The following is a 20,109-nucleotide window of genomic DNA, read 5'->3' as shown; positions in this document are numbered from 1 at the left end:
GGGTCAGCCGGCGATGGCGTCGGTGAGCTTGGCGTAGGCCGCGGGGCGACGGCGACGGATCCACGCAGCCTGGACGTACCCGAAGACCGGGAAGGCAGCGACCAGTGCCAGGAGCGACCACGTCACCGCCCCGAAGGTCGGTGCGCCCGTGGCATCCATGTCGCCGACCATGATCGGGAAGTAGACGACGATGATCACCGCCGAAGCCAGCAGACCGACGAAGCCCAACGCGGGGGCGACGACGGTGTTCCACACGCGCCGGTCGGCGCGGTTGCGGGCGAAGTACACGATCACGGCGATCGAGGTGACGGCCATCAGCAGCGCGATCGCGAGGGTCGCCACGCCGGCGAACCACGTGAACACCTGCAGCAGCGGGTCGAGGTTCAGCACCGCGAAGACGGCGGTGAGAACCGCGGCGGTCACCGTCTGGGCGACGGAGGAGGCGTGCGGTGACAGGTGACGCGCGTGGACACCGGCGAGGCGGTCGGGGAGGACTCCCGCGCTCGACATCGCGTGCTGATAGCGGGTGAGCACGTTGTGGAAGGACAGGACGCACGCGAACATCGAGGTCAGCAGCAGGACGTTGACGATGATCTCGCCGACGCTGCCGAGGTAGATCGCGACGGTGCGGAGCATCAGGGTGCCGGGATCGGCGGCGGCCTCCATGATCCCGCCGGGACCCCAGGCCATCACGAGACCCCACGAGGCCAGCGTGTAGAAGACGCCGATGCCGATCACCGCGACGTAGGTGGCGCGAGGGATCGTGCGGTCGGGGTCGCGCGCCTCGTCGCGGAAGATCGCGGTGGCCTCGAACCCGATGAACGCGGCGATCGCGAACATCAAGCCGACGCCGGGCGAGCCGCTGAGGACGTTGGCGGGCTCGAACGGCGCCGCGCTCAGGCCCTCGGGTCCGCCGTCGATCATGACGGCCGCCACCAACGCGAGCACGATCGCGACCTCGGCCACCAGGAGCACGCCGAGCACCTTGCTCGAGAGGTCGATGTGCCGGTAGCCCAGGATGCCGACGAGCCCGACGACCGCGAGCGCGTACAGCCACCAGGCCAGGTCGGGACCGCCGAGGGAGACGACGGTGATCTCCAGCAGGTAGCCGATGTAGCCGTACACCGAGACCTGGATGGTCGTGTAGGTGAGCATCGCCGTCCACGCCGCGGCCAGCCCGGACGGACGCCCCAGGCCGTAGCCGATGTACGTGAAGAAGGCGCCGGGTCGCGGGACGTGGCGGGTCATCGCGGCCAACCCGACCGAGAAGAACAGCAGGATGACGGCGCTGATCGCGTACAGGCTCGGGAACCCCGCGCCGTTTCCGATCAGGATGCCGAGAGGCGCGGCCCCGCCGACGACGGTGAGCGGTGAGGCGGCGGCGACCACCATGAAGACGATCGCCGTGACGCCCAGGGAGCCGCGCAGGGTCCGCGACGGCGCGTCGGCGGTGCCCTTCGATTCGAGCTGGGTCATGTCTGTGCCTTTCGGTTCGGGTGTGGTTCTCGAGGTTCCTCCCGCGGCGTTGCGGCCCGATGTGGCCGAGGTGAAAGTGCCCGCACCGCGACTGAGACACTCGCGGGTCCGGTGTCCCAATCGGGGATACCGGGACGAAACATGCGCGTCGTGCAGGGGCAACGGCCCGGGCGTACGGTCACTGCGAGCACCCGGGGAGCACCATGACCGCACTTGCCCGCGCCATCGCACGGCCCACGCCCGTCGCCGGATTCGGCGCGCGTTCGCCGCTGCACGGGCTCGAACGCCGATCGATCGGCATCCTCGACCTGGCCGCGCAGTCGGTGGCCGCCGTCGCCCCCGCCGCGGCGGCCACGACCGTCGTGCTGATGGTCGCCGGCGTGGCCCCCGGCAGCACGGTCGCGGCGATCGTCGTGGCGGCGCTGCTGAGCTTCGGCGTCGCGCGTACGGTCTCGCAGTTCGCGCGCCGGTTCGCCGCCGCCGGGGCGCTGTACACCTACACCGCTCGGGGGCTCGGCACCCGCGCGGGACTCGGCGCCGGCGCCGCGATCGTGGTGGGCTACGCCGCCATTGCGATGTTCTCGCTGCTCGGCTGCGCGTACTACCTCGCGTACCTCCTGGGCGGCCTGTGGCCGACGGTCCCGTCCGGGGCGGCGGTCACGATCGCGCTCGTGGTCGAGGCGTTCGCGGTCGCCGCGGTGCTGGTCGCCGGCATCCGTCTGTCGGCGCGGGTGGCGCTCGTCGCGGAGGCGGCGTCGGTCGTGCTCATCGTCGTGCTGCTCGGGACGCTTCTGTTCTTCATCGGTCCGGTCGACGTGGCCGCCTCGCTCGCGCCCGGTCCCTTCGACCCGGTCGCGCTCGCCGCGGGCGCCGTGGTCGCGGTGACGGCCTTCGTGGGGTTCGAGTCCGCCGCGACCCTCGGGGTGGAGTCGGTCGCGCCGTTGCGCAACGTCCCGCGCGCGATCACGGGCACCGTGCTCATCTCCGGCGGCGTCTACGTCCTCGCCGCCGTCACCCAGGTGTCGGGGTTCCACGCGCTCGGGAGGGACCTGGCCGCCAGCGCCTCGCCCGTGAACGACCTCGCGGGCACCTTCGGGCTGGGACCGTGGGGCGTGGTCGCCGACGTCGGGATCGCGGCATCCTTCCTCGCGTGCGCGATCGGGTCGATGACCGCTCTCGTTCGCGTGCTCTTCGCCATGAGCCGCGACGGCGTTCTGCCCGCGCGGATCGGTCGCACCCACCCGAGGCTGCGCACGCCCGTGGCGGCGACTCTCACGGCTCTGCCGGTCGTGGCGGGTGTGCCCCTGCTGCTGTCGGTGGCGGGGGTCGACCCGCGTGAGGCGATGCAGGTGACACTCGCGGTAGGGGCCACGGGATACATCTGCGCGTACGTCCTGGTGTGCGTCGCGGCTCCGGTCTTCCTCCGCCGCATCGGCGAGTTCACCATCGCGCCCGCGATCACGGCGGGGGTGTCGGCCGTCGCACTGGTGGCTGCCCTCGTGGCGTTCCTCGTGGTCGGATCCGATCGGATCGGCGCGGTGTGCGTCGCCGTCATCGCGGTGGCGGCGGTCGGCTTCGTGGTCGTCGCGGGGCGGCGGCTCGGGTCGCGGCCTCTCGGGGCGTACGACGAGCCCGTCGCGGCGCAGGTGCTCGGGGGCGTCGCACCGCCGGGGAGGGGCGCCCGGTGAGCGAGCGGGCCGGGCTCGCGGCGCGCCAGCCCGGTGCCGTGCGTTCCGCGCTCGCGGTTCTCGAGGCCGTGGCGCACCTGGGTGCGGGCGTCAGCGCCCAGCGCATCTCGGCCGAGCTCGGTCTGCCTCGGGCCACGACCTACCGGTTGCTCAACCTCCTCGTCGAGGACGAGTACCTCGTGCGCACCCCCGACCTCACCGGCTTCGCGCTCGGCGCCCGTGTCGCGCACTTGACGGGAGTCGTCTCCGCGCCGCCTCGGCTTCCGACCGCCGCGCGTGCGGTGCTCGCCGAGGCGCGGCGCACCGTCCGGGGCGGAGTGCACGTCGTGCTGTTCGTCGACGGGCGACTGGTCGTCGTCGACACCGACCCCGACTTCCCGCTGTCGGACGAAGCGCGACTGGTGCGCGAACCCGGGCGCTATGCGCTGGGTCGACTGCTGCTCGTCGCGCTCGGCGGGGCTGTCGATGCCGACGTCGAGACCGATCTCGTCCGCTTCGGCGCCGTGCGGCAGAGCGGCGAGGTGACCGCCACGACCGGATGCCTGGCCCTCCCGATCCGCGACGACACCGGAGCGGTGGTCGGCGCCGTCGGGTTCTCCGGTGCGCGCCACCGCGTGGACGAGCCGGCGGAGGTCATCCGCTCCCTCGAGCCGGCGGTACGCGCCCTCACCCCGCTCGTGGTGTGAGGGCGGCGCGCGTCGGGTAGACTCGTGTCGGCTCTCCGCGCGGCGGCATCCAGGCCAACTCCCCCAGGACGGAAACGTAGCAAGGGTAACCAGGCTCTACCGGGTGCGCGGAGAGTCTTTCATGCCCGGGCGACTCCGGATGCCACGCCTCAACGCCGAGCGAACGGCCCGTCGATCACCGCCCACTGCAGCAGCATGATGGTCTTGGCATCCTGGATCTCGCCGTCGCGGATCATCCGCAGGGCGACGTCGATGTCGTGCTCGAGGATCTCGATCTCCTCGCCCTCGTCGATGAGGCCGCCGCGGTCGCCCTCGCGACTCGCGCCGTCGTACGCGGCGGCGAAGAAGTGCAGCCGCTCGGTGACCGACCCCGGGCTCATGTACACCTCGAACACCGGCTCGACCTCGGTCACGCGGACGCCGGTCTCCTCCTCGGCCTCGCGGCGGATCGCGGTGACGGGGTCGTCGTCGTCCAGCAGCCCCGCCGCGGTCTCGATCAGCATCCCGTCGGGGTGGTCGTTCACATACACGGGGTAGCGGAACTGGCGGGTGAGCAGCACGGTGCGCCGGTCGGGGTCGTAGAGCAGGATCGTCGCGCCGTTCCCGCGGTCGTAGGTCTCGCGCGTCTGGGTGGTCCATTCCCCGTCGTCGCCCCGGTAGCGGAACGTCGTCGCGCGCCAGGACGTGCCAGCCGGCCGCGAGGAGCTCCACGTCCGCGACCTCGACGCGGGGGTTGCGGTCCAGGTCGCGGCCGGTGAGGTGCAGGCCGGTGCGGCCGCGGTGGTCGGGGACGGTGGTACCGGGCAGGTCGGGTGTCGTGCTCACGAGGCGAGCCTAGGACGCGCATCCCGATCCCTCGACGCCGAGGCAACCCCAACGGGATGTCACCCTGCCCGCCTAGGCTGGATGCCGTGACGCAGAGCATCTACATCACGTCGGCCGAGGGGCACTCGGGCAAATCCACGGTGGCTCTGGGCGTCCTCGACGCCCTCAGCCGCGTCTCGCCGCGCGTCGGCGTCTTCCGGCCGATCGCGCGCTCGACCGCGGAGCGCGACTACGTGCTGGAGATGCTGCTCGACCACGACGGCGTCGACCTCGCGTACGACGACTGCGTCGGCGTGACCTACGACGACGTCCGCGACGACGCCGACGCCGCGCTCGGCCGCATCGTCGAGCGGTACAAGGCCGTCGAGGCGCAGTGCGACGCGGTGGTCGTGATCGGCAGCGACTACACCGACGTCGGCAGCCCCGCCGAGCTGGCCTACAACGCCCGGATCGCCGCGAACCTCGGCGCTCCCGTGCTGCTCGTCCTCGGCGGTCGTGCGCAGCAGGGGCAGGGTGAAACACTGGGCCTCTCCGTCGCCCGCACCGCCCAGGAGGTGGGGCAGATCGCGGCGCTCGCGATGCCCGAGCTGCTGCACGAGCGCGCCGAGGTCTTCGCCGTCGTCGTCAACCGCGCGGATCCCGACGAGCTCGACGCGGTCGTGGCCTCGGTGCGTCAGGTCGTCGACGCCGCCGGCGCCGCGCGCGGCCGCACCGTGCCGGTGTGGGCGCTCCCGGAGGACCGCTTCCTCATCGCCCCCTCCATGCGCGGGGTGCTGCGCTCGGTCGAGGGCGAGCTGATCAAGGGCGACCCCGAGCTGCTCACGCGCGAGGTGCTGGGCGTGGTCGTCGCCGGCATGTCGATGGTGAACGTGCTGCCGCGTCTCATGGAGTCGGCGGTCATCGTCATCCCGGCCGACCGCACCGAGGTGCTGCTGGCGACGCTGCTGGCCAACGCCTCCGGAACGTTCCCGTCGCTGGCCGGCGTCGTGCTCAACGGCGGATTCGAACTGCCCGACACGATCGTCCGGCTCATCGACGGCCTCGGTTCCTCGCTGCCGATCATCGCCACCGATCTCGGCACGTACGACACGGCCGTGCGCATCATGAACACGCGCGGTCGCCTGGCCGCCGATTCGCAGCGCCGGTACGACACCGCGCTGGCGATGTTCGAGCGCCACGTCGACACGAACCTCCTCACGCGCGAACTGGGCGTCGCGCGGCCGAGCGTCGTGACGCCGCTGATGTTCGAGTACGGCCTCGTCGATCGCGCGCGCAGCGACCGCCGCCGCATCGTGCTGCCCGAGGGCAACGACGACCGCGTGCTGCGCGCCGCCGCGACGGTGCTCTCGCGCGGTATCGCCGACCTGACGATCCTCGGTGAGCCGCTGGAAGTCCGGGGTCGGGCGATCGAGCTGGGCATCGACATCCGGGATGCCGAGGTGCTCAGCCCCTTCGACGCCGTCCACGTCGACAAGTTCGCGACCGAGTACGCGCGGCTCCGCGCCCACAAGGGCGTCACCTACGCGCAGGCCGCCGACACCGTCACCGACGTGTCGTACTTCGGCACGCTCATGGTGCACCTGGGTCTGGCCGACGGGATGGTCTCGGGTGCGGCCCACACCACGGCGCACACCATCCGCCCGGCGTTCGAGATCATCAAGACCGCCCCCGGGGTGTCGGTGGTGTCGAGCGTGTTCCTCATGGCCCTCGCCGACCGCGTGCTTGTTTACGGCGACTGCGCGGTGATCCCCGACCCCACGAGCGAACAGCTCGCCGACATCGCGGTCTCGTCCGCCGCGACCGCCGAGCAGTTCGGCATCGAGCCGCGCGTCGCGATGCTGTCGTACTCGACGGGGGAGTCGGGCACCGGCGCCGACGTCGAGAAGGTGCGCACCGCGACCGCCCTCGTGCGCGAGCGGGCGCCCGAGCTGCTCGTCGAGGGGCCGATCCAGTACGACGCCGCGGCCGACGCCGCGGTCGCCGCGGCCAAGATGCCCGGGTCCGAGGTGGCGGGGCGCGCGACGGTGTTCGTCTTCCCCGACCTGAACACCGGCAACAACACCTACAAGGCGGTGCAGCGCTCGGCCGGTGCCGTCGCCATCGGCCCGGTGCTGCAGGGCCTCAACAAGCCCATCAACGACCTGTCGCGCGGGGCGCTCGTCGACGACATCGTCAACACGATCGCGATCACCGCGATCCAGGCCCAGGGGAGCCCCGCGTGAGCGTCGTGCTGGTCGTCAACAGCGGTTCGTCGTCCTTCAAGTACCAGCTGCTCGACATGGAGCACGAGCGCGTCCTCGCCTCGGGACTGGTCGAGCGCATCGGCGAGGAGACGGGCGTGGCCACCCACACCGTGACCGCGGCGGCTCTGACCCCGGCGGACGGTCCCGCGCCGACGGTGGTGGATGCCACCTCCACCATCGAGCGCGAGATCCCCGACCACACGGCTGGGTTCGCCGTGATGCTCGAAGCCTTCCAGGCTCACGGTCCGTCGCTCGAGGAGCGGCCGCCGGTCGCCGTCGGGCACCGCGTGGTCCACGGCGGGGCGCGCTTCTTCGAGCCGACGGTGGTGACCCCGCTCGTCGAGATCAACATCGACGAGCTCTCGGTGCTGGCGCCCCTCCACAACCCGGCGAACCTCGCCGGCATCGTCGCGGCGAAGAAGGCGTTTCCGGGCGTGCCGCACGTCGCCGTCTTCGACACCGCGTTCCACCAGTCGCTCGCCCCGGCGGCGTACACGTACGCCATCGACCGCGAGCTGGCCGAGGCGCACCGCATCCGTCGGTACGGGTTCCACGGCACGAGCCACAAGTTCGTCAGCGAGTCCGCGGCCGCGTTCCTCGGCCGCCCGCTCTCCGATCTCCGGCAGATCGTGTTCCACCTCGGCAACGGCGCATCCGTGACGGCGATCGAGGGTGGCCGGTCGGTCGAGACGTCGATGGGTCTCACGCCGCTCGAGGGCCTGGTCATGGGCACGCGTTCCGGTGACCTCGACCCCGCGGTCCTGCTGCAGCTCGCCCGTCGCGCCGACCTCTCGATCGCCGACCTCGACACGCTGCTGAACAAGCGGTCGGGGCTCGTCGGCCTCGCCGGTGTGTCCGACATGCGCGACCTCACGGCTCGGTGCGACGCGGGCGACCCCGACGCCCAGCTCGCCTTCGACGTGTACATCCACCGGCTCCGCGCGTACGCGGGCGCCTACCTCGCGCAGCTCGGCGGCGTCGACGTCATCTCCTTCACGGCCGGCGTGGGCGAGAACGCCGCCCGCGTGCGCGCGGAAGCGGTGGCGACCCTGGGCTTCGCCGGTGTCGAGCTCGACCCTGGGCGCAACGAGACGCGGGGGCGCGGCATCCGCCGGATCTCCACCGACTCCTCGCGGGTCGAGGTGCTGGTGGTGCCGACCAACGAAGAGCTCGAGATCGCCCGGCAGACCCTCTCGGTCGCGTCCTGACCGCCGCGGTGCTCAGCTGCCAGTGAGCCCCATGTGCACCTGGTAGCGGTCGCCGCGATACCACGACGTGACGTACTCCACCGGCGTGGCGCCCGCGCGCGAACTGCGGCGGAACACCATGACCGCGGCGCCGGGGGCGACGCCGAGCGCGGCGGCGATGGGGCCGTCCACCGTTTCGGCCCACACGGTCTGCTCCGCGGTGTCGATGCGGACGCCGTAGTCCTCGGCCAGCACCCCGTAGAGCGAACCCGACAGGTCGCGCTCGCCGAGGTCGGGGGCGACGCGACGGGAGTACCATCCTCGCTCGAGAGCCATCGGGATGCCGCCCGCCAGACGCAGTCGTTCGACCCACCAGGCCGACTCGCCCTCGTCGAGCCCGAGGGTCGCACGCACCTCCAGCGGCGGCACGGCGACCTCGGCCCGCTGGACCAGGGAGGTCGCGACCAGTCCGCGTCGCCGCATGTCCTCGGTGAAGGATGCCAGGTGCAGCTGCGACTGCACGCGCTCGCCCGCGACGAAGGTGCCTTTGCCCTGCACGGTGTAGAGCTTCTGCTCCTCGATCAGCTGCCGCAGCGCCTCGCGCACGGTCGCGCGGCTCACGCCGTAACGGGCGGTGAGCTCGCGTTCGGACGGGATGGCCGCGTGGGCGGGCCACGTGGTGCCGATGTCGGCGAGCAGGATCGCCCGCAGCTGGGCGTGCTTGGGGATCGGGCCGGAGGTCACGGCGGCCGGGGGAGCGTCGGCTGCGCGGGAGTGGGGCATGGCGGCGTCGACTTTCGGTATTGACACGGTCGACCGGGTCCCGTACTTTCACTGGTACGTACCAGTCCGAGCCAGTGGTCTGATCGTGCAGAGGGCGCTGTTCCCTCCCCAATCTATGACACGCCCGCTGGTTCGTACCGCCGAACCACCGATTCGCTGAGGAGTCCTCGTGGCCCACATCCTGTCCCCGCTCGCGGGCACCGTTCAGTCCCTGTCGGCCGTGCCCGACGCGCTCTTCGCCGCCGGGACCATGGGGCCGGGTGCGGCCATCGACCCGCCCGCCGAGGTCGTCGACGCCGTCGCCCCCGTCGACGGCACCCTTCTGCAGGTCTTCCCGCACGCGTTCGTCGTCGTGACCGACGACGGTCTCGGTGTCCTCGTCCACCTCGGCATCGACACCGTGCAGCTGGGCGGCGAGGGGTTCACGGCGTTCGCGGCGAAGGGGGACCGCGTCACCGCCGGCACCCCCGTCATCGCCTACGACGTGCCCGCCGTCCGCGCCGCCGGCCTGTCCACGATCGTGCCCGTCATCGTCCTCGAGCGTTCGCCCGAGGACATCGCGCTCGCCGCCGCCGAGGGCGCCTCGGTCCTCCCCGGCTCCCCGTTCCTCTCCGTCTGACCGCCGCCCGTTCCCCGCGTCCCGAAAGAGACCCCATGACCGTCACCGCCCCCACGCCGCGCCGGCGTTCGATCCCGGGCTTCGCCCAGATGCAGCGCCTGGGCAAGAGCCTCATGCTCCCCATCGCGGTGCTCCCCGCCGCCGGCATCCTGCTCCGTCTCGGTCAGCCCGACCTGCTCGGAAGCATCGACCTGCCCGTCATCGGGCCCTTCTTCCAGGCGATGAGCGCCGCGGGCGGGGCGCTGTTCGACAACCTCGCGCTGCTGTTCGCGGTCGGTGTCGCCATCGGCTTCGCCAAGAAGGCCGACGGCTCGACGGCGCTGGCCGCCGTCGTCGGCTACCTCGTGCTCGCGAACGTCTTCAAGGTCATGTCGCCGGTCGTGCTGGCGGGCCAGACCACCGCGGCGGGCGATCAGGTGCAGATCAACTACAGCGTGTTCGGCGGCATCGTCATCGGTCTGCTCACGGCGTGGCTGTTCGACCGGTACCACACCATCCAGCTGCCCTCCTACCTGGGCTTCTTCGGCGGACGCCGGTTCGTTCCCATCGTCGTCTCGCTCGCGAGCCTCGTCGTCGGGTTCGGGCTCAGCTACTTCTATCCGATCTTCGACACCGGCCTGACGGGTCTCGGCACCTTCATCGGCGGCACGGGCGCGATCGGCGCCTTCGTCTACGGGTTCGCCAACCGCATGCTCATCCCCGTGGGTCTGCACCACATCCTGAACTCGTACGTGTGGTTCCTGCAGGGGTCGTACACGAAGGGCGACGGCAGCGTCGTCACGGGCGAGCTCACGCGGTTCGCCGCGGGCGACCCCACCGCGGGTGCGTTGACGTCCGGCTTCTACCCCATCCTGATGTTCGGTCTGCCCGCCGCCGCGCTCGCCATGATCCACCTGGCCAATCCCGCGCAGCGCAAGGCCGCGATCGGCATCCTGGGCGCCGCCGGTCTCACCGCCTTCCTGACCGGGATCACCGAACCGCTCGAGTTCGCCTTCATGTTCGTCGCGTTCCCCCTGTACGTGGTGCACGCGGTGCTCACGGGCATCTCGCTCGCCGTCGCCTACCTGCTCGACATCCACCTCGGGTTCTCGTTCTCCGCGGGGCTCTTCGACCTCCTCCTCTACGGCACGGCGCCCGCGGCGAACAACGTCTGGCTCCTGGTCGTCATGGGCGTGGTCTACTTCGGGGTCTACTACCTGCTGTTCCGCCTGGTCATCAAGCGGTGGAACCTGCGCACGCCGGGCCGCGAAGACCTCTCGGCCCCGGCGTCCGACGGGCCGGAGCCGGATGCCGCGGCACCGGCCACCGCCGCCACCCCCGTCGCCCCCGTCGCCACGGCTGCGACGGCGACCGCCGACGACTCCACGGCCGAGCAGCTCATCGCCGCGTTCGGCGGACGCGACAACCTCGTCCACGTGGACGCGTGCATCACGCGCCTGCGCATGGAGGTGGCCGACCGCGCCCTCGTCGACCACGCGCGCCTGAAGCAGCTGGGCGCCGCGGGCGTCCTCGAGGTCGGCGACAACGTGCAGGCGGTGTTCGGCCCCCGGGCCGAGTCGCTGAAGAACGACATCCTCGAGGCGCTCTGATGGAGGTCGTCGTCGTCCCCACGGCCGAAGACGCCGCCGTCCTGGTCGCGGACGCCTACCAGGCGCTGCTCACCGCCACCCCGACCGCGGTCCTGGGACTCGCGACCGGGTCCACGCCGCTGCCGCTGTATCGCGAGCTGATCCGCCGCCACCGCGAGGAGGGTCTCAGCTTCCGCGAGGCGCGCGGGTTCCTGCTCGACGAGTACGTGGGGCTCCCGCCCGGGCACCCCGAGAGCTACCGCCAGTTCATCCGCGCCGAGCTGGAGCGGCACGTCGACTTCGCCCCCGACGCGATCGTCGGGCCGGGGGATGCCGGCCGCGACCCGCTCGCGGCGGGACCCGCGTACGAGGAGGCCATCCGCGCCGCCGGCGGCATCGACCTGCAGATCCTCGGGATCGGGGCGGACGGACACCTCGCCTTCAACATGCCGATGTCGAGTCTGTCGAGCCGCACCCGGGTAAAGACGCTCACCCCGCGCACCCGGCAGGACAACGCGCGCTTCTTCGGCGGCGACGTCGACCTCGTCCCCACGCACTGCCTCACGCAGGGTCTGGCGACGATCCTCGACAGCCGTCACGCGATCCTGCTCGGCTTCGGTCGCGGAAAGGCGCAGGCGGTGCGCGAAGCGGTGGAGGGTCCGCTGTCGGCGCGGTGGCCCGCGTCGGTGCTGCAACTGCACCCACACGCCACGATCGTGGTCGACGAGGATGCCGCGAGTCAGCTCGCCTTCGTCGACTACTACCGCACGACCTTCGCCGGCAAGCCCGCGGGGCAGGGACTGTGATGCGGCTGCGCGCCGCGCGGGCGCTCATCGCCGGGGCATTCGTCGGACCGGTCGTCGTGGAGGTCGTCGCGGGACGCATCCACCGGATCCGGGCCGCGGACGGCACGGAGGACGTCGACCACGACCTCGCCGACGGCACGCTCAGCGCGGGTCTTCTCGACCTGCAGGTCAACGGCTCGTTCGGCGTCGACGTCGCCGGGGCGGATGCCGAGGGCTGGAACACGCTCCTGTCCGGACTCGCCGCGCGCGGGGTCACCGGGATCGAGCCGACCGTCATCACCGCGCCGCTGCCCGACATCGCGGCCTCCCTGGACCGGGTCGGGCGGGCCCGCCGGGCGTTCGCCGACCAGCCCGTCGCGCGCATCCTCGGGGCCCACCTCGAGGGGCCGTTCCTCTCGCCCGCCCGCAAGGGCGCGCACCGGGTGGCGTGCATGCTCCCCCCGAGCGCCGAGAACGTCGACGCGCTCCTGGCCGCCCCGGGGGTGCGTGACGCGCTCCGGACCGTCACCCTCGCCCCCGAGCTGCCCGGGGCCGTCGAGGCCACGCGTCGGCTGAGCGGCGAGGGGTACGTCGTGGCCGTCGGCCACAGCGACGCCACGGCCGTCCAGGTGTACGCGGCCGCGGATGCCGGAGCCACGATGTGCACCCACGTCTTCAACGCCCAGCGCCCGCTGAAGGCCCGCGAGCCGGGTGTGGCGGGCGCCGTCCTCGCCGACGACCGCTTCTTCGTCGGCACGATCCTCGACGCCCAGCACGTCGACCCGAGCGTGGTCGCGCTCGTGCTGCGCTCGGCCGGGCGCCGCACGGTCGGGGTGACGGATGCCATCGTGACCGCCGGACTCGAACCCGACCAGTGGCACGAATTCGGCGGCCAACCGGTCGCCAACGACGCGCGGGGCCTCGGTCGCCGCCCCGACGGCACGATCGCCGGTGCAGGCATCGTCCTGGACGAGGGGGTGCGCCGCATGATCGCCGCCGGGCTCGACCCGGCCGCGGTCCTCGCGGCCTGCACCGAGAACGCGGCGCGCTCGCTCGGACGCACCGACGTCGGTCACGTCGCGGAGGGCGCTCTCGCCGACCTCGTCTGGTGGGATGCCGCGTGGCATCCGTCCCGGGTGTGGGTGGGCGGAAAAGCCCTCACGGTCCCGACACGCTGACGACGCGACGGGGTCGCCCGCCACTACGCTGGGAGGGCGGCGCACCGTCGCGACCGTGAGTCCCGTCCTGCCATCTGGAGCCACCGTGACCGACAGCCGCGACCTGCCCGACCTCACCTCCTTCGACGCCGTCCTGTTCGACCTCGACGGCGTGCTCACCCCCACCGCCGAAGTCCACATGCGGGCGTGGAAAGAGATGTTCGACGAGCTGTTCGCGGCGTGGGACATCCAGCCGCCGTACACCGACCGCGACTACTTCGACCACGTCGACGGCAAGAAGCGCTACGACGGCGTCGCGAGTCTGCTCCGCAGCCGTGACGTCGAGGTGCCCTGGGGAGACCCGTCCGACGACCCGTCGCTGGACACGGTCTGCGGCGTCGGCAACCGCAAGAACCTGGTGTTCTCGCGCATCCTCCGCGCCGAGGGCATCGCGCCGTACGCGGGCTCGGTCGCGCTGCTGGACATCCTGCAGGCCGCCGGCACGCCGATCGCGGTGGTGTCCAGCTCGAAGAACGCCGTCGAGGTCCTCGAGGCCGCCGGCATCCGCGACCGTTTCCCCGTCGTGATGGACGGTGTGGTCGCCGAACGCGACCACCTGGCATCCAAGCCCGCCCCCGACGTGTTCGCCGAGGCCGCGCGCATGCTGCGCGTCGACCCGGCCCGCTCGGCCGCCGTCGAGGACGCCACGAGCGGCGTCGCCTCGGCATCCGCCGCCGGCTTCGGACTCGTCGTCGGCGTCGACCGGGGCGTCGGCGCCGAGCACCTCGTCGCCGCGGGGGCCGACGTGGTCGTCGACGACCTCCAGGCGTTCGTAGACTGAGCCGTCGCCCCGCGCGACGCACCCGAAGCCCGGCACCCCGGAAGGCATGCCCCGATGATCGATCGCGATCGTTTCCCCGTCGACGAATGGCGTCTCGTCGAGACCGAGTTCTCGGTCGACGACACCGGCGTCACCGAGACCCTCTTCGCCGTCGGCAACGGCTATCTGGGGTTGCGCGGCAACTCCATCGAAGGCCGTTTCGCCCACGAGCAGGGCACGTTCATCAACGGCTTCCACGAGACGTTCCCCATCCGCCACGCGGAGCAGGCCTACGGCTTCGCCGAGGTCGGACAGACCATCATCAACGCCCCGGATGCCAAGGTCATGCGCGTCTACGTCGATGACGAGCCGCTCTCCCTCGACGTCGCCGACGTGCGCGAGTACGAGCGCGTGCTCGACCTGCGCCAGGGGATCCTCCGCCGCACCCTGCTGTGGGTGACGCCCTCGGGCAAGGAGGTGCGCATCGAGGACGAGCGGTTCGTCTCGTTCGATGAGAAGCATCTCGTGGTCATGCGCCTCACCGTCACGGTCCTGAACTCCGACGCCCCCGTCACGGTGGCGTGCCAGCTGCTGAACCGTCAGGACGGCGAGGGGATCTACGGCGGGTCGCCGATGGCATCCAAGTCGGCCGGCTTCGACCCGCGCAAGACCGAGAAGCTCACCGACCGCGTGCTCCAGCCGCGCGAGTACTGGCAGGACGGCGACCGGTCGGCGCTGTCGTACGAGGCGACCGAATCGGGCATGACGATCGCGGTCGTGGCCGACCACGAGGTCGACACCGAGAACACGTACGAATCACGCCACCTCGTCGAGCCCGACATCGCCAAGAACGTCTTCCGGGTGGACGCCCGCGCGGGCGTGCCGACGACGATCACGAAGTTCGTCAGCTACCACACCTCGCGCGGCGTGCCCGCGGGCGAGCTCGTCGATCGCTGCCGTCGCACGGTCGACCGCGCGCGCAGCATCGGCGTCGGCACGCTCGTGGAGCGTCAGATCGAGTGGTTCGCCGCGTTCTGGGAACGCTCGGACGTCCGCATCGGCGGCCAGGCCGACCTGCAGCAGGCGACGCGCTGGTGCCTCTTCCAGCTCGCGCAGGCCGCGGCCCGCGCTGACGGCCAAGGAGTCCCCGCCAAGGGCGTCACCGGGTCGGGCTACAGCGGCCACTACTTCTGGGACACCGAGGTGTACGTGCTGCCGTTCCTGGCGTACACGACGCCGCAGTGGGCGCGCAACGCCCTGCGCATGCGGTACCTGATGCTCCCCGCGGCACGTAAGCGCGCGCACCAGCTCAACGAGGCCGGCGCCCTGTTCCCGTGGCGCACGATCAACGGCGAGGAGGCCTCGGCCTACTACGCCGCGGGCACCGCGCAGTACCACATCAACGCCGACGTCTCCTTCGCGCTGGCGAAGTACGTGCGCGCCACCGGCGACGAGGAGTTCCTCGCGCGCGAGGGCGTGGACATCGCGGTCGACACCGCCCGGCTGTGGTCGACGCTCGGGTTCTGGCGATCGAGCGACGGCGACGGCGACGGGGAGGACTCCTTCCACATCCACGGTGTCACGGGGCCCGACGAGTACACCACGGTCGTCAACGACAACCTCTTCACCAACGTCATGGCGCGCTTCAACCTCCGGTTCGCGGCGCGCACGGTGCGCGACCTCTTCGACAACGACCCCGAGGCGTACGGCCGCATGGCCGACCGCATGAACCTCGACCCCTCCGAGCCCGACCGCTGGGAGAAGGCCGCCGAGGCCATGCACATCCCCTTCAGCCCGGCCCTCGGCATCCATCCCCAGGACGCCGTGTTCCTCGAGCGCGAGATCTGGGATCTCGAGAACACCCCGCCGGACCAGCGGCCGCTGCTGCTGCACTTCCACCCGCTGGTCATCTACCGCTACCAGGTGCTCAAGCAGGCCGACGTGGTGCTCGCGCTGTTCCTGCAGGGCAATCACTTCACGGATGCCGAGAAGCTCGCCGACTTCGAGTACTACGACCCGCTCACCACCGGCGACTCGACGCTGTCGGCGGTCGTCCAGTCGATCCTCGCGGCCGAGGTCGGCTACCAGGACCTCGCTCTGGAGTACTTCCGCCAGGCGGCGTTCGTCGACCTCGGCGACCTCCACCACAACGCCGCCGACGGGGTGCACGTGGCCTCCGCGGGCGGGGTGTGGACGGCGCTGGTCAGCGGCTTCGGCGGCATGCGCGACCACTTCGGCCGGTTGACGTTCGACCCCCGTCTGCCCGCGGACTGGCCCGAGCTGGCGTACGTGCTGCACTGGCACGGCACGCGCCTGAACGTCACGCTCACGGCCACCGCCTTGACCCTCCACGCCGGCGACGAGGGTGGTCCGGTCGACTTCGCGGTGCGCGGCGTCGACTACACCGTCGCGCCCGGCGAGAGCGTGCGGGTCGCGCTGCACGGGCAGGGTCCTCTGATCCCCGGACGCCCGTCGATCCGGCAGCTCGAGGGTTCGGTGCGCGAGGACGGCACCCTGCTTTCGGCATCCGTGCCGATCGTCACCGCGACGATCCCGCTGGTCTCGAGCGACGACGAGCCCGTGTCCGTCGGTCTCGACGCCTGACCCGCTGTCCTGACGCGGCGGCGCCCTTCGGGGCGCCGCCGCGTTCGGCGTTTCCGGGGGCTGCGGGCAGCCGGGGCGGGGGAGGAGATTCGGCGGGGGGAGGATGCCGGAGGCCGGTGCGGTCCTCCCTTCGCGGAATCTCCTCCGCTCAGGGTGCGGGGCGCGGGCGGATGCCGGAGCGGAGCGAAGCGGGGCGCGCGGGGCGGGGGAGAGGGCCGGACGCGATGTCGGTGGCACGCCGTAGGCTGGAGGAGTGACGACAGCCCTGTACCGCCGCTACCGCCCGCAGGCATTCGGCGAGATGATCGGGCAGTCGCAGGTGACCGAGCCGCTGATGACGGCCCTCCGTAGTGACCGGGTGGGGCACGCCTACCTCTTCTCGGGGCCGCGCGGCTGCGGCAAGACGACGTCCGCGCGCATCCTCGCCCGCTGCCTCAACTGCGCGGAGGGCCCCACCGACACTCCGTGCGGCGTGTGCGACAGCTGCGTCGAACTCGGTCGCGGTGGCGGAGGGTCGCTCGACGTGGTCGAGATCGACGCCGCCAGCCACAACGGCGTCGACGACGCCCGCGACCTGCGCGAACGCGCGATCTTCGCCCCGGCGCGCGACCGGTTCAAGATCTTCATCCTCGACGAGGCGCACATGGTGACGCAGCAGGGATTCAACGCCCTGCTGAAGCTCGTCGAAGAGCCCCCCGCGCACGTGAAGTTCATCTTCGCCACGACCGAGCCCGAGAAGGTGCTCGGCACGATCCGTTCCCGCACGCACCACTACCCGTTCCGCCTGGTGCCGCCCGCCGCGATGCTCGAGTACGTGCAAGAGCTCTGCGAGACCGAGGGCGTGTCGGTCGAGGCGGGCGTGCTCCCGCTGGTCGTCCGTGCCGGCGGCGGCTCGCCGCGCGACACCCTCTCGCTGCTCGACCAGCTCATCGCCGGTTCGGATCGGGATGCCGACGGCCACGTGCTCGTGAACTACGAGCGCGCGGTGGCGCTGCTGGGCTACACGCACTCGGAGCTCCTCGACGAGGTCGTCGACGCGTTCGCGGCGCTCGACGGCGCCGGCGCTTTCGCCGCAGTCGACCGTGTCGTGCAGACCGGACAGGATCCCCGTCGCTTCGTCGATGATCTGCTCGAGCGCCTGCGCGACCTCATCGTCGTCGCGGCCACCGGTGCCGGGGCTTCCGCGGTCCTCCGCGGTGTCCCCGACGACGAACTCGAGCGCATGGCCCGCCAGGCCACGGCGTTCGGCGTCGCCCGTCTGTCGCGCACGGCCGACCTCGTGGTGGCCGCACTCGACGAGATGACCGGGGCCACCTCGCCCCGTCTGCAGCTGGAGCTCCTCGTCGCCCGGGTACTGACTCACGCGGGTGTGTCGCAGGGCGTCTCGCCCGCGTCCGCCTCGGCGCACGCCGCCGAGCACGGCGCCGCCGCTCCCGCCCGCACGCCGGCTCCCGCGGCGGCCGCCCCCGCCGTCGCTGCTCCGGCCGTGGCGTCGCCGGGTGTGGCGGCTCCGGCCGTGGCTCCCGCGGTGGCGTCGCCGGGTGTCGCAGCTCCGACCGCGGCTCCCGCGGTGGCGTCGCCGGGCGTGGCGGCACCGGTCGTGGCGTCGCCGGGGGCCTCGAACCCCCGCCCGGGCGTCGCTGCGCCGGGTCGTGCCGCGTCTCCCGTGGTGGCGCCCGCACCGACCGCGGAGCCAGCAGCCGCGCCGGAGACCCCCGCACCGACCGCGGAGCCGGCAGCCGCCGTCGCCCCGGCCGAGCGTCCCGCGAGCCCGTCCGCAGCCACGGCCGGGCCCGCCGCGTCCCGACCGGCGCACGCGACGACCGAGCCCACCGCGCCGTCCGACGACGACGCCCCGCCGCCCCTCGACGACGAAGACGCCCCGCCGCCCTTCGACGATGCCGAGCCCGGCGCGACGGGTCCCGCGACGCGAGCGCCCGAAGCGGCGGCGCGCCCCGACGCCGCGTCACCGGCCTCGGCGGCCCCGTCGCCGACCGCTCCGCACCCGTTCGACACCGCCCCGACGCCCGACGGCGATGCCGCCCCCGCCGACGCGGCGGCGAGCGGCGGCGCGGCTGCGACCGACGACTCCTCTCCGCTCGAACACGCGGCGCCGACGCCCCCGGTCGTCCCGCTCGGTCCGATCGAGCTGTCCCACGTGCGCGACGCGTGGCCCGAGGTGCTCGGTCAGCTCGAGGCACTCAGCCGCGCGTCGTGGCTCGTCGTGTCCACCTCGTCCGTCCTCGCCTTCGACGACGACGTCCTCACCCTGGGCTTCCGCACGGGCGCCGACCTGACCGCGTTCAAGACCCGCACGGCGGACGGCGGCGCGAGCGAAGACCTCCGCCGTGCCATCCAGTCGGTCCTCGGCGTCCGGGTGAAGTACCTCGCCCGCCTCGAGGGCGACGGCGGCCCCGGCGGTTCCGACGGCGCGCCGCCGCGCGGCCCGGGCGCGGGCCCCGGCGGTGAGGCGCGAGCCACCTCCCCGACCCCGCCGCAACGCTCGTCGGCGTCGTACGCGTCGGCCTCCGTCACCGACTGGGCCGTCGCTCCCATCCCCGGCGCGCCCGCGGGCCCGGCGCCCGTCGCCGCGGCACCCGCTCCGACGGCGCCACCCCGCGCATCCGCACCCGCCGCCGCCCGCTCGGCGTCCTCCCCGTCGCCCGCGCCCGCGTCGCCGGCCTCCGCGCCGGCGGCCCCCGCGGTGGGGACGGCGACCGCCTCGGCATCCACCGCCGGAACCGCCCTCGCGGTCGACGATGAGCCCGAAGAGGCCGCTGTCCGGCCGGCCCCGCGCATCGCTCCGCCGCCCTTCGAGGGCGCCGTGCTTCCCTCATCCGATGTCGCCCGCTCGGTGCCCGCGCCCGAGGAGGTCGACGATGACGACGTCATTCCTCCGCTCGACGACGCGGCGGACCTCCCCGTCCCGCCGGTGATCGTGCCGCGCATGGCGCCGCTGCGCGGGGGAGTGCAGCGCTACGGCGAGGCCGTAGTCCGCCAGATGCTCGGCGCGAACTACGTCCGCGACGAACCCTACGAGCCCCCGACGAGGTTCAACTGATGTACGACGGCATCGTTCAGGACCTCATCGACGAATTCGGTCGGCTGCCCGGCATCGGCCCGAAATCCGCTCAGCGCATCGCGTTCCACATCCTGCAGTCGCCGAGTTTCGACGTCTCCCGCCTGTCGCAACTCCTCGGGGAAGTGCGCGAGAAGGTGCGTTTCTGCGAGATCTGCGGCAACGTCTCCGAGCAGGACCGCTGCTCCATCTGCCGCGATCCGCGCCGCAACCCGGCGCTCATCTGCGTCGTCGAAGACGCCAAGGACGTGGCCGCGATCGAGCGCACGCGCGAGTTCCGCGGGCTGTACCACGTCCTCGGCGGCGCCATCAGCCCCATCGCGGGCATCGGTCCCGACGACCTGCGCATCACGCAGCTCATGCAGCGGCTCGCCGACGGCTCGGTGCAGGAAGTGATCCTCGCGACCAACCCCAACCTCGAGGGCGAAGCCACGGCGACCTACCTCAGCCGGCTGCTGCACACGCTCGAGATCCGTGTCACGCGCCTGGCATCCGGTCTTCCCGTCGGCGGCGACCTCGAGTACGCCGACGAAGTCACCCTCGGCCGCGCCTTCGAGGGACGCCGCACCCTGTGACGCGTCGCCGCACC

At 72.4% G+C, this 20,109-nt stretch carries 15 protein-coding genes and 1 other RNA gene; 13 read left to right on the top strand and 3 right to left on the bottom strand.

Annotation, left to right across the window (positions count from 1 at the left end):
• Positions 1 to 3: 3 nt before the first annotated feature.
• Entirely contained in the window at positions 4 to 1,476 is a 1,473-nt protein-coding gene (locus P8R59_RS01130; RefSeq protein WP_160897429.1) for an APC family permease, read from the bottom strand.
• A gap of 203 nt (positions 1,477 to 1,679) precedes the next feature.
• Here P8R59_RS01130 and P8R59_RS01125 point away from each other — a divergent pair, with 203 nt between their 5' ends.
• The 3 genes from P8R59_RS01125 to ffs all read left to right on the top strand — a co-directional run bounded on the left by P8R59_RS01125 (position 1,680) and on the right by ffs (position 3,973).
• The gene (locus tag P8R59_RS01125; protein ID WP_278102356.1) at positions 1,680 to 3,164 is read left to right on the top strand and encodes an APC family permease; all 1,485 of its coding nucleotides are present in this window, start codon (positions 1,680 to 1,682) and stop codon (positions 3,162 to 3,164) included.
• Positions 3,161 to 3,850: a helix-turn-helix domain-containing protein gene (locus P8R59_RS01120; RefSeq protein WP_077052179.1), complete on the top strand. Its 690-nt coding sequence runs from the start codon at positions 3,161 to 3,163 to the stop codon at positions 3,848 to 3,850. The genes P8R59_RS01125 and P8R59_RS01120 overlap by 4 nt, the downstream gene beginning before the upstream one ends.
• A 26-nt stretch (positions 3,851 to 3,876) precedes the next feature.
• Positions 3,877 to 3,973: signal recognition particle sRNA small type (gene ffs / locus P8R59_RS01115), an RNA gene on the top strand.
• A 26-nt stretch (positions 3,974 to 3,999) separates the two neighbouring features.
• On the opposite strand, the gene P8R59_RS01110 is transcribed toward ffs, so the two are convergent.
• Positions 4,000 to 4,440 carry an NUDIX domain-containing protein gene (locus P8R59_RS01110; RefSeq protein WP_347404980.1) on the bottom strand — a complete coding sequence of 147 codons (441 nt, stop codon included), beginning with the start codon at positions 4,438 to 4,440 and terminating at the stop codon, positions 4,000 to 4,002.
• A 321-nt stretch (positions 4,441 to 4,761) separates the two neighbouring features.
• On the opposite strand from P8R59_RS01110, the gene pta reads away from it, so the two are divergent.
• Both pta and P8R59_RS01100 read left to right on the top strand, forming a co-directional pair.
• Positions 4,762 to 6,897, top strand: a complete 2,136-nt coding sequence (gene pta / locus P8R59_RS01105; protein ID WP_077052177.1) for a phosphate acetyltransferase — start codon at positions 4,762 to 4,764, stop codon at positions 6,895 to 6,897.
• Complete coding sequence (locus P8R59_RS01100; RefSeq protein WP_278102355.1) at positions 6,894 to 8,126, top strand: acetate/propionate family kinase; 1,233 nt, start codon at positions 6,894 to 6,896, stop codon at positions 8,124 to 8,126. The genes pta and P8R59_RS01100 overlap by 4 nt, the downstream gene beginning before the upstream one ends.
• Before the next feature lie 12 nt (positions 8,127 to 8,138).
• On the opposite strand, the gene P8R59_RS01095 is transcribed toward P8R59_RS01100, so the two are convergent.
• Complete coding sequence (locus tag P8R59_RS01095) at positions 8,139 to 8,888, bottom strand: GntR family transcriptional regulator (protein WP_077052175.1); 750 nt, start codon at positions 8,886 to 8,888, stop codon at positions 8,139 to 8,141.
• 169 nt (positions 8,889 to 9,057) lie between these two features.
• Here P8R59_RS01095 and P8R59_RS01090 point away from each other — a divergent pair, with 169 nt between their 5' ends.
• The 8 genes from P8R59_RS01090 to recR all read left to right on the top strand — a co-directional run bounded on the left by P8R59_RS01090 (position 9,058) and on the right by recR (position 20,095).
• Positions 9,058 to 9,507: a PTS sugar transporter subunit IIA gene (locus P8R59_RS01090; RefSeq protein ID WP_278102354.1), complete on the top strand. Its 450-nt coding sequence runs from the start codon at positions 9,058 to 9,060 to the stop codon at positions 9,505 to 9,507.
• A gap of 35 nt (positions 9,508 to 9,542) precedes the next feature.
• On the top strand, positions 9,543 to 11,096 hold the full coding sequence (locus tag P8R59_RS01085; RefSeq protein WP_278102353.1) for a PTS transporter subunit EIIC: 1,554 nt from the start codon (positions 9,543 to 9,545) through the stop codon (positions 11,094 to 11,096).
• The gene (gene nagB / locus P8R59_RS01080) at positions 11,096 to 11,881 is read left to right on the top strand and encodes a glucosamine-6-phosphate deaminase (protein WP_278102352.1); all 786 of its coding nucleotides are present in this window, start codon (positions 11,096 to 11,098) and stop codon (positions 11,879 to 11,881) included. The genes P8R59_RS01085 and nagB overlap by 1 nt, the downstream gene beginning before the upstream one ends.
• Positions 11,881 to 13,038 carry an N-acetylglucosamine-6-phosphate deacetylase gene (locus tag P8R59_RS01075; RefSeq protein ID WP_278102351.1) on the top strand — a complete coding sequence of 386 codons (1,158 nt, stop codon included), beginning with the start codon at positions 11,881 to 11,883 and terminating at the stop codon, positions 13,036 to 13,038. The genes nagB and P8R59_RS01075 overlap by 1 nt, the downstream gene beginning before the upstream one ends.
• An 85-nt stretch (positions 13,039 to 13,123) precedes the next feature.
• A complete protein-coding gene (locus P8R59_RS01070) occupies positions 13,124 to 13,858 on the top strand; it encodes an HAD family hydrolase (RefSeq protein ID WP_278102350.1) in 735 nt (244 codons plus the stop codon).
• Positions 13,859 to 13,912: 54 nt separating this feature from the next.
• Positions 13,913 to 16,441 carry a glycoside hydrolase family 65 protein gene (locus P8R59_RS01065; RefSeq protein WP_278102349.1) on the top strand — a complete coding sequence of 843 codons (2,529 nt, stop codon included), beginning with the start codon at positions 13,913 to 13,915 and terminating at the stop codon, positions 16,439 to 16,441.
• Positions 16,442 to 16,694: 253 nt separating this feature from the next.
• Positions 16,695 to 19,502, top strand: coding sequence for a DNA polymerase III subunit gamma and tau (locus P8R59_RS01060; protein ID WP_278102348.1), 2,808 nt, complete (start codon positions 16,695 to 16,697; stop codon positions 19,500 to 19,502).
• A complete protein-coding gene (gene recR, locus P8R59_RS01055) occupies positions 19,502 to 20,095 on the top strand; it encodes a recombination mediator RecR (protein ID WP_077052169.1) in 594 nt (197 codons plus the stop codon). The genes P8R59_RS01060 and recR overlap by 1 nt, the downstream gene beginning before the upstream one ends.
• Positions 20,096 to 20,109 lie beyond the last annotated feature (14 nt).

The organism is Microbacterium proteolyticum (genome assembly GCF_029639405.1).
Taxonomy (GTDB): Bacteria; Actinomycetota; Actinomycetes; order Actinomycetales; family Microbacteriaceae; genus Microbacterium.
This window is presented reverse-complemented; position numbering and strand designations above follow the sequence as displayed.

Bases quoted from the DNA above. Each gene is read 5' to 3' on its own strand.
- P8R59_RS01125 (WP_278102356.1), top strand. From the start codon at position 1,680: ATGACCGCACTTGCCCGCGCCATCGCACGGCCCACGCCCGTCGCCGGA.
- nagB (WP_278102352.1), top strand. From the start codon at position 11,096: ATGGAGGTCGTCGTCGTCCCCACGGCCGAAGACGCCGCCGTCCTGGTC.
- recR (WP_077052169.1), top strand. From the start codon at position 19,502: ATGTACGACGGCATCGTTCAGGACCTCATCGACGAATTCGGTCGGCTG.
- P8R59_RS01085 (WP_278102353.1), top strand. From the start codon at position 9,543: ATGACCGTCACCGCCCCCACGCCGCGCCGGCGTTCGATCCCGGGCTTC.
- P8R59_RS01065 (WP_278102349.1), top strand. From the start codon at position 13,913: ATGATCGATCGCGATCGTTTCCCCGTCGACGAATGGCGTCTCGTCGAG.
- P8R59_RS01075 (WP_278102351.1), top strand. From the start codon at position 11,881: ATGCGGCTGCGCGCCGCGCGGGCGCTCATCGCCGGGGCATTCGTCGGA.
- P8R59_RS01095 (WP_077052175.1), bottom strand. From the start codon at position 8,888: ATGCCCCACTCCCGCGCAGCCGACGCTCCCCCGGCCGCCGTGACCTCC.
- P8R59_RS01130 (WP_160897429.1), bottom strand. From the start codon at position 1,476: ATGACCCAGCTCGAATCGAAGGGCACCGCCGACGCGCCGTCGCGGACC.